At 75.6% G+C, this 1989-nt stretch carries 1 protein-coding gene and 1 pseudogene; both read right to left on the bottom strand.

The features are described 5' to 3' along the window. A pseudogene (locus MTQ10_RS30055) lies at positions 1-904 on the bottom strand (VWA domain-containing protein); the annotation flags it as partial. A gap of 77 nt (positions 905-981) precedes the next feature. After that, complete coding sequence (locus MTQ10_RS30060) at positions 982-1965, bottom strand: endonuclease/exonuclease/phosphatase family protein (protein ID WP_247473723.1); 984 nt, start codon at positions 1963-1965, stop codon at positions 982-984. Positions 1966-1989 lie beyond the last annotated feature (24 nt).

Below are 1989 nucleotides of genomic sequence, written 5' to 3' on the forward strand. Positions count from 1 at the left end.
GTTCGGCTTCGGGGGTCGGCGTGGCTTCGGCCTCGGGCTCGGCTGCGGGTTCGGCCTCAGCGGTGGCGGGTTCGGCCTCAGCGTCGGCGGGCTCCGGCTCCCGCTCGGGCTCCGTGGCGGGCTCGGTCTCCGCCTCCGGGGCGGGCTCGGGTTCGGGGGCCTGCTCGGGCTTCGCCTCAGCCTCCGGCTTCGCCTCGGGCTCCGGGGCGGGCTCCGCCTTCGCCTCCGGGGCGGGCTCCGCCTCGGCGTTCGGTTCGGGCTTCGGCTCGGGCTTCGGCTCGGCCTCGGTCTTCGCCTCCGGCTTCGCGGGCTCCGCCTCCGGGGCTTCCTCCGCCTCGGGCTCCGGGGCGGTCTCGGCCACCGTCGCCGGTTCGGCCTCCGCCTCGGCCTTCGTTTCCGGCTCGGGGGCGGTCTCGGGCTCCTCCGCTGCGGGCTCTGCCTTCGCCTCGGGCGTGGGTTCGGCGGCCTCCGGCTCCGGCGTCGGCTCGGCGGCGTCGGCCGTGGGCTCGGCGGCCTCCGTCTTTGGTTCGGCGGCCTCCGGCTTCGGCTCGGCGGGCTTCGCCTCCGCCTCGGGTGCCGGGGTCGGCTCCGGCTCCTGCGTCTGCTTGGGCACCGTCACGTTGTCGAAGGCCGCCGCCACCAGCTCGTACGCCGCGTCGCGCGGGGACGGGACCTCGGCGGTCGCGGGCTCGGCCGGCGTCGGTTCCGGCGTCGGGGTCGGCTCGGTCCTGGCCTCCGGGGCCGCTGCCGGCTCCGGGGTCGAGGCCGGTTCCGGCTCCGTGGAGGGGGCCGGGATCGTGGGCTCGGCGTCCTGCACGGACGTCGGTGCCGCACTCTCCGCCTCGGCCGTGCGTGCTTTGCGTGACCGGCCGAACGCGTTCCGCAGGAGAGTGAGAATGCCCATGTGCGCAACCCTTCGCGTGAGTTGTAGCCCGTCAAACCCTGGCCAGGACGGACACGTAAGGTTAGCGTCCTGATTCTTCAGGAGGCGTGCAGCGTCACGCTCGTCACAAGGGCGCGATGGTCGCTGTCCCGGAGGTCCAGGAAGCGGGCCTCGGTGACGGAGAAGTCCCGGGACAGCAGGACGTGGTCGATCTGCGCGCCGACCAGCGGTGTTGTGCGGGCGGGCCAGCTCGGGGTGCGGGCGTGCCCGGCGAGGCGGGCGGCGTCCTGGAGCCCGGTGTCGAGGATGCGGCGGAAGGCCGCGTGGTCCTGGGAGGCGTTGAAGTCGCCGGCGAGGACGGTCGGGGTGGTGCGGTCGGCGGCGGCCCAGTCGCGCAGGGCGCCCAGTTCGCGGCGCCACACGTCGAGCTGTTGCGGCAGCGGCGGCATGGGGTGCGCGAGCTGGAGCCGTACCCGGTGCCCGCGGATGTCGGCGACGGCGCCCGGCATGCCCATGCGGCCCTGGACTCCGGCGGCGGGCGTCAGAGGGAAGCGGCTGAGCAGGACCGAGCCGGCGGAGCCGGTGGCGTCCACGGCCTGCCGGTACGGGTAGTCGGCGGCCAGGTCGCGGCGCAGGGCCGGCTCGCAGCGGGCGGTGTCGCATTCGGCGACGAACACGATGTCCGGACGTTCCCGTCGTACGGCGCCGACCAGGGCGTCGGTGGCGTGGCCGAACTCGACGTTCGCGGTGAGCACCCGGAAGGAGGCGACGGGGGCGCCGGCGGGGTCGTGGGTCTTGCCGTACGGGTCCATGAACCAGGCCAGCAGCCCGAGCACGACCACGCCCCACACCAGCCCTGTCCACCAGCGGGCGAACAGCGCCATCAGCAGGGCCGCAGCCGTGGGCGCGAGCAGCCAGGGCAGGAGGGCGAGGAGCTGCGGCACGGGTGTGATGCCGTCGCTGTCCGCCGTACGGCAGCCGATCACGACACTCACCGCGAGCAGCAGCAGCCCCGCACCCCACGCCCCGGCCCGGCCTCCCCCGCGCGCGGCGCCGGGTCCGTCGTCGACGCTGTCCGTCACGGCGCCCCCGCCCCCGTCAGGAAC

Origin of the sequence: Streptomyces sp. XM83C (genome assembly GCF_023072675.1) — a bacterium.
GTDB classification, from domain to species: Bacteria; Actinomycetota; Actinomycetes; order Streptomycetales; family Streptomycetaceae; genus Streptomyces; species Streptomyces thermocoprophilus.